This is a genomic window from Shewanella sp. T24-MNA-CIBAN-0130 (genome assembly GCF_040310185.1).
Classification (GTDB): domain Bacteria; phylum Pseudomonadota; class Gammaproteobacteria; order Enterobacterales; family Shewanellaceae; genus Shewanella; species Shewanella psychromarinicola.
In genome coordinates, this window is sequence record NZ_JBEOPP010000063.1 from 19,575 (window position 1) to 27,242 (window position 7,668).

Annotated in this window: 4 protein-coding genes and 1 pseudogene; all 5 read right to left on the bottom strand. The window is 43.1% G+C overall.

Annotation, left to right across the window (positions count from 1 at the left end; all coding sequences use genetic code 11):
• Nucleotides 1-134: 134 nt before the first annotated feature.
• Complete coding sequence (locus AAEZ02_RS18785; RefSeq protein ID WP_351088100.1) at nucleotides 135-2,375, bottom strand: peptidase U32 family protein; 2,241 nt, start codon at nucleotides 2,373-2,375, stop codon at nucleotides 135-137.
• A 217-nt stretch (nucleotides 2,376-2,592) separates the two neighbouring features.
• On the bottom strand, nucleotides 2,593-4,194 hold the full coding sequence (locus AAEZ02_RS18790; RefSeq protein ID WP_124013131.1) for an ABC-F family ATPase: 1,602 nt from the start codon (nucleotides 4,192-4,194) through the stop codon (nucleotides 2,593-2,595).
• A 352-nt stretch (nucleotides 4,195-4,546) separates the two neighbouring features.
• Complete coding sequence (gene eat, locus AAEZ02_RS18795) at nucleotides 4,547-5,950, bottom strand: ethanolamine permease (RefSeq protein ID WP_124013132.1); 1,404 nt, start codon at nucleotides 5,948-5,950, stop codon at nucleotides 4,547-4,549.
• Nucleotides 5,951-6,080: 130 nt separating this feature from the next.
• Nucleotides 6,081-6,974 carry an ethanolamine ammonia-lyase subunit EutC gene (gene eutC, locus AAEZ02_RS18800; RefSeq protein WP_101031318.1) on the bottom strand — a complete coding sequence of 298 codons (894 nt, stop codon included), beginning with the start codon at nucleotides 6,972-6,974 and terminating at the stop codon, nucleotides 6,081-6,083.
• Nucleotides 6,974-7,591, bottom strand: a pseudogene (gene eutB, locus AAEZ02_RS18805) (ethanolamine ammonia-lyase subunit EutB); the annotation flags it as partial. The pseudogene eutB and the gene eutC, both read right to left, overlap by 1 nt.
• Between the last annotated feature and the right edge of the window lie 77 nt (nucleotides 7,592-7,668).

Sequence of the window (7,668 nt, forward strand, 5' to 3'; positions counted from 1 at the left end):
GTATACATAGCATGGGGTTGAAATCATAAGCTGACACTCCTTTGCAGTAAGGTCAGCGCTCATCATTTGCTGTTATCAAAGATTAACGGACTGAGTATGTTAAGCCTCAGCTCGATTAACATCTGCCAAGCGGGTTACAAACCTTGCTGATACTGGGCGTTAGTCGAGATGGTCACCAGTTGATTAAGCTCAACTTTAGCATCTACGACGCCTTTAAGGACGTTTTCAAAGTGACTGACCAGTTGTACTTTATCGATTTCAGCTTTTGAACCTGATCCAATGTTGGTGAGGTCGATAAAGAACTCATCAAATAAGTGGGATAAGTCTTCAACGGCTTCGATGTTTAAAAACTGTTCGTGGTTATAGATGCTCGGATAGCCGCCTTTTTGTTTGTCTACCGCAAATGAAATGCCTTTGACGTTAGTGATGGTGGTGGCTTTTTCACATTTAAGCATGCAGCCATCTTCAATGCTGGGCTTATTACAGCCTACGGTTTGTTGGAAAAAACATTGTCTGCTGGTCATCATCAAAATGGGGTGATAAATGCTGTAAAGCAGTTTAAAGTTTTCTGGTCTGGCAATATTTCTAATTTGGTTGCGGTTAATCTCGTTCGATATAAACGCGCCAGCACAATTAAGCTGTTCTTGTAGCGTTAGCAAGGCATAAGAGTTGGTGGTGTTTAAAAACGGCCCAGCAATCCACTCGATGTCCATTTCATAGGCTTTAAACGCGACGCCGGTGTTGTTTGTCACAATACGCTTGGGCTTTACTACTTCTAATACTCTAACTGCTTCAAGGTAATCTTTGCCAATAAGTACTGCTGGAAACCACGGAATAAGCCTTGGGTTACGCAAGAATATGTCGATGTACTTGTTGTCGTTTTTCTTAAAGCTTTCTGGCAACTTGAAATAAATATCGGCGTCAGTGACATCGCACAAGTTAACGTCTTTTTCGTCGCTGATCAGCAAAGACAGTGTCGGGACCTCGGTCACTTTTGGGTGTTTAGTCAACTTAGGTAAGGTTACTGCACCAATGTATTCTCTTTGAGTTAGCTGCAATAACAGTTGGTTTTTAAGCTGAGTTAATTGGCTAAACGGCAGGTTTAAATCGGCGTCTAAGTCGTCAAAATTGAACGTTTGTAACAAATAGCCGCTGCTTTTAAGGCTTTTAAAGCGTTTTTCGATAGCCGCTTCATCAATGCGAGACTCTGTTGCTTTAGTTAACGTGATCGCTGAGTTAATTACAAAATGTTGTTCTGGGGTGCTAACCGTTATCGACAACGGTTGATCCACTTGGCCGGAAAACGCCAGTGCTAGCGTTGGTTTGGCAATGCTTAAGTGATTAATTTTTTCAGCGACCAGTTCAACAATGGCGTTTTTATCTGACGACAGTGTGTGTTGTGCGGCTTCAATTTGCACTACAGATATCGCGTTACTCTTATCGTTAGCATGCTTAAAGCTGTTATCGCGCGGGTTGTCGATAAACATGTCTTTGGTGAGATTACCCTTTAAAAATGAGTTGGTAAAATCACGGTTAAACACTTTATGTAAGTTCGAGTCATCGGCTAATAATTTACCTGTATCGATAAATTTATCAATCTGCTTGCGCCAGCTATCGACCACGGTATGCACATATTGAGCACCTTTAATGCGGCCTTCAATTTTAAGTGAGTCAACGCCAGCATCGACTAATTCTGGTAAATCAAAGTAGGCTGAGTTGTCTTTTAAGTTCAGCGGGAACTTGTTGCCAGTGGCGGTAATTTCATATTCATCACGACACGCTTGGCTACAACGACCACGGTTACCTGAATTGCCGACACTGACTGAACTTGAATAACATTGGCCAGAAAAGGCAATGCATAATGCGCCGTGAACAAAGACTTCAGTGAGAACATCGTGATCATGGGCCAAGGTGGTGAGACTTTTAATTTCGCCAAGGTTTAGCTCACGCGATAAGTTTACTCGAGTGGCGCCTATTTTAGCTAAAAAGCCAATTTGGCCTTCGTTATGGGTTGTTAGCTGAGTCGATGCATGAATTGCTAAGCTCGGAAAATGTTTGCTGAACAAATTAAACAAACCTAAGTCTTGTACAATAATGCCATCTATACCGGTATTAACCAGTTGATTGAGTAATTTAACCAATGTAGGAATTTCGTTTTCAAGAATAACGATATTCATGGTGAGAAACACTTCACACTGGTATTGGTGAGCAAGTGCGATAACACCAATTAAGTCATCGAAGGAGAGGTTGGCTGCACGGTTGCGGGCGTTAAAGGTATCTAAGCCACAATAAACGGCGTTTGCACCGGCAATAATCGCAGCTTTGATCGCATCGACATCTCCACCGGGTGCCAATAATTCGATTTTTCTATTCATGATATTTTCGCTATTTTAGGACGTTAATTATTAATTTAGATAGTAATTTTACGTGTATTTTTTGCTGATTGCTATTTATTAGCTTATCCGATTATATCAGTCATCACCAAGGTGAATTAAACGTAAAAGGCCTTCATTTATGCTTAACTACGCCACAAATGAAGGCCTTATATTACTAATCTAGTACCCATTACCTAATGCGCAAACGTTGTTGATATTAACTTCTTGCTTCTGCTTCAGCTTGACTTGTAAGGTACTCGTTAAAAGTGCCATGGAAGTTTATCAATTTTTTGTCTTTTACATCAATAATACGTGTTGCCAGTGATGACACGAATTCACGGTCATGGCTGACAAATATCAATGTGCCTTCAAATAATTTCAACGCTTGGTTTAGCGCTTCAATTGCTTCCATATCCATGTGGTTGGTTGGCTCATCCATTACCAGAACGTTAATATCCATCATCATTAACTTACCGAATAATAAACGATTCTTTTCACCACCAGAACAGTTGCGTACTTTTTTGTTGGCATCATCATCAGTAAATAATAACCGACCTAACATGCCTCGAACCATTAAATCATTGTGCTTTGGTGTGCGCCACAATGACATCCAATCAAATAAAGTCATGTCATTATCGAAGTCGGCAGTGCTGTCTTGTGGGCAATAACCAATCGCAGCATTTTCAGACCATTTAATCCGGCCATGATTATGATCTAATTCATTAACCAAACAGCGTAGCAGGGTGGTTTTACCAACGCCGTTTTCACCAATAATCGCCAGTTTTGAACCGGCATCTAAAATAAGGTCGCCGTGTTCAAATAATACTTCATCAAAACCGTGGGACAGTTCCTCAAGCACTAATGCTTGGCGATGCAGTTTTTTGCATTCGGGAAAACGGATTGATGGGGTAATACGACTAGATGATTTAACATCATCTAATTTAATTTTATCCATCTTTTTAGCACGAGAGCTGGCTTGTTTAGCTTTAGATGCGTTGGCACCAAAGCGGTTAACGAAGTCTTGCAGTTCGGCCACTTCAGCCGTTTTCTTGGCGTTACCGGCTAAAAGTTGCTCACGGATTAAACCTGATTGAGCAAGGAAATATTCGTAGTTACCTGGATAAACCCGTAATTCGCCATAATCAATATCAGCCATATGGGTACAAACAGAGTTTAAGAAATGTCTGTCGTGCGAAATGATGATCATGGTGCATTTACGTTTGTTTAGCTCGGTTGCTAACCAACTGATGGTATGAATATCCAAGTTGTTGGTGGGTTCGTCGAGTAACAAGATGTCTGGGTTAGCGAATAAAGCCTGCGCTAATAGCACGCGTAATTTCCAACCAGGGGCAACCTGTTGCATTAAACCAAAATGAAATGATTCATCGATGCCGGCTTCTAATAAGATTTCACCCGCACGACTTTCGGCGCTGTAACCATCCATTTCGGCGAACTGGCTTTCTAAATCACCGACGCGCATACCATCTTCATCGGTCATTTCAGCTTTAGCATAAATATTGTCACGTTCTTGCTTAACTTTCCAAAGCCCTACATCGCCCATGATCACCGCATCAACTACGCTATATTGCTCAAATGCGAATTGATCTTGACTAAGGGTACCGACTTTAAAGCCTGGCGTAATCGACACATTTCCTGACGTTGGGGTAAGCTCGCCACTCAAGATTTTCATGAACGTGGACTTGCCACAGCCATTTGCGCCGATTAAACCGTAACGGTTACCGTGACCAAATTGAGCCGAGATGTTTTCAAATAATGGCTCAGGGCCAAACTGCATGGTGATATTAGCGGTAGAAATCAAAGCAATGTTCCAACTGTGTACTAACTGAATATTTATCAACAAAAGGCAAGTAAACAGCCGTGTGAGAATAAGACAGACGTGAGTATATTAAGTAAATAGGCCGCGGATTATACAGGTTAGGGTTAATTTGTCGATTTATAATCTGCTAATATTATCCACTATAGTGTTAGTTACTCCGATTACCTTAACCTAGCGTTAAATAGTGATGAAGAACATGACTCTTTTGACGATTGAGGGATAACACTTGACCGCGGTCTGGCGCGCGTTTATAGCATGGTGCTGTATATAAAAAGCGATGTTAATTATAGATTAACATCGCTTTTTCATTTATCTACAAAGTAACCGTGGCTAATTAATTTGCTATTGATAAGTCTGATTCTGCCGCAGCCAACAGGGCAAATTCTTCATTAGCACTTTTAGCAACTAAATGCTTGGCGCTATAGCCAAAGTAATAGGCTGCACCAATTGCAAATAACACCATAGTGAATAGAAACGCCCGTGGATCGAATGCGTATACGCCAGTGAGTGCAATTAACGACAACACTAAAGCAATGCCCGAAGTAAAAATACCGCCTGGTGTTTTGTATGGACGAGGCATATCGGGCTGTTTGAACCGCACTAAAATGTGGCTAAGCGCCATTAATGCATACGATACAGTGGCACCGACAACGGCCATGGCAAGCATTAAATCACCTTCGCCACTCAGTGAGGCAATAAAACCAAATATTGCGGGGACGATTAATGCGCGCGCAGGTACCTTGCGTGAAGTCGTAATGGATAATGAACGAGGTAAATATCCGGCACGTGATAACGCAAATACTAAGCGGCTATAACCATAAATAATTGAGAAAAATGAAGCAACTAGACCTGCCAAACCTAAAATATTTACTATGGTAGCCAAGCTGTGATTACCGGTAGCATTCAGTGCATCAACTAATGGTACCGCACTGGCACCCATGGCTGCAGCACCGCCAGCACCAGGGACTAGTACCACAACCAAGAGTGCAGTAAAGAGTAAAAATATCATTGCCCCAATAATGCCTTTTGGCACATCTTTGGCTGGATCTTTCGCTTCTTCTGCTGCTAATGGTACACCTTCAACTGCTAAAAATAACCACATTGCAAACGGCAATGCAGCCCAAACGCCGTACCATCCTAGAGGTAAAAACTCACTTGCCCCTGCCGCTTCTGTCACTGCAACATCATATAAGCGTGATGCATCAAAGTTACCGATCAGCACGACTGCAGTCGCAATGATAACCAATACAGCTAACCCGCTGATCACCATCATTACTTTAAGTGCTTCACCGACACCGGCTAGATGAATACCCACAAAAACGATATAAAATAATGCATAGACCCAAGGACCATTAAACCCCAATAACTCTTGCACTGCAGAGCCAATAAAAATCACAATGGCAGCAGGCGCCAGCGCATATTCAATTAACACCGCAAGTCCGGTTAAATAACCGCCGGCGGGGCCCATGGCTTGACGAGCAAAACTATAACCGCCGCCTGCAGCAGGTATTGCCGCTGACATTTCAGCTAAAGACAGTACTAAGGCTAAATACATGATGGCCATTAAGACAGCTGCAATGGCAAATCCGCCCCAGCCAGCTTCGGCTATACCAAAGTTCCACCCGGCGAAGTCTCCAGATATAACGTACGACACTCCTAAACCGGCGAGTAAAACCCACCCTGCAGTGCCGCTTTTTAATTGCCTTTTGGCAAGATACTCTTTGTTGTTCTCAGACATGATTGTTTTCTCCGTTGGTAGTTAACCTCAGCACGGGTAGTAAACGGTTATCGAACAGGTAAAATATTCTGATTAGGTTTACTTATCCCATCTCTTAAACCGAGTTGAGGTTATTTAGTTTTAATATGTGTTATTCCGCGATTAAAAAGTTTTTGGTTTGTTGATGGTGTTCAATCACATCGTCTTGAGTGCGATCCTTTAAATTGACTCCCGTTAGCTTGATTTTTTGGGCTTGTGTTAATAGATAAACCGCACGTTTGGCTGCTTCGCTATAAAGCAAACCAGCAGGGCGGATGTTTGAAATACAATTTCGACTCGCATCGTTGAGTCCTGTTTTAGGTGCCCAAGTAAGATATAACCCAAGGCTGTCAGGTGAACTTAGCCCTGGCCGCTCGCCTATTAGCACCATCACAATTTGGGCATTTAGCAGCTGACCAATATCATCGCCTATGGCGACACGTCCTTGTTCAACCAAGGTTATTGGGGCTATTTTCCATGGTGTGTCTTGCTGATTAAGCAGCGTTAATAACTCGGTTATAAATGGTTGGGCATTATTCTGTACCGCCAGTGATGACAAACCATCGACCACCACAATGGCGAGATCGTATTGGCTGTGGGTCGCTTGACCTTGGTTATCCATGTGGGTTAACAACGTTTTGCGACCACTGTCGGCGAGTTTTCTGCCAAGATCTGGGCGTTGTAAATAGGTAATGCGGTCTTTTGCCTGACTGCTGACCTTTATGGGCGTGGCAAGGTTAATCAGTGATGGGATACTGGCTAGTTGCTCAACCAGTGCATCAATGTCGAGCGGAAAGTTTACCGCGTCGCGTGCTTGCGCATGAGACAATTGAAACGCTAACAACTCAGATGTGGGTAGACTAATGCCCGCTCTGCCAAGGCCTATGCGGGCATCGGTAAAACGGCGAAGATCGCGCCATGGATTGGACACCACAGTGCCATTAGCGAGATGTGATAGGGCTGCACCGACGGCATTATTGGTCTGTTTTACACAAGGTGTGCTCATTAGCGGCCTCCTTGCAGTGCATACAATGGCTTAGAAAATGCGCTCGGTAGCGTGCTCGATAACACACAATCAGTGCTATTTTTCATGATGTTCATTTTTGTTAGCCACTGCTCAAACTCGGGGGCCGGACGGGAACCCAATACTCGGCGGACATATAAAGCATCATGAAATGATGTGGTTTGATAATTAAGCATGATGTCATCTGAGCCGGGGATCCCCATTACAAACGAACATCCTGCAACGCCTAACAAGGTGAGTAGATTGTCCATGTCGTTTTGGTCGGCTTCGGCATGGTTGGTGTAGCAAACATCACAGCCCATTGGCACACCGAGTAACTTGGCGCAGAAATGATCTTCAAGTCCTGCCCGGGTAATTTCTTTACCATCAAATAAATATTCAGGACCAATAAAGCCAACAACTGTGTTGACCAGTAATGGATTAAACTTGCGTGCGACGGCATAGGCTCTGGCTTCACAGGTTTGTTGATCTAATCCATGATGTGCATTGGCCGACAACGAGCTGCCTTGGCCCGTTTCAAAATACATCACGTTATTGCCAACGGAGCCTCTATTTAGGCTTAATGCCGCATCTTGGGCCTCTGCTAAGGTATTTAAATTACATGCCTATGCATCTGAGTCAGTTTTGGCTTATTCTTATAGTATAAATCAAGACTAGAAGTGAGATTTGCTATGAA

Coding starts and splice junctions, on each gene's coding strand:
- AAEZ02_RS18785 (WP_351088100.1), bottom strand. CDS start 2,375: ATGAATAGAAAAATCGAATTATTGGCACCCGGTGGAGATGTCGATGCG.
- eat (WP_124013132.1), bottom strand. CDS start 5,950: ATGTCTGAGAACAACAAAGAGTATCTTGCCAAAAGGCAATTAAAAAGC.
- eutC (WP_101031318.1), bottom strand. CDS start 6,974: ATGAGCACACCTTGTGTAAAACAGACCAATAATGCCGTCGGTGCAGCC.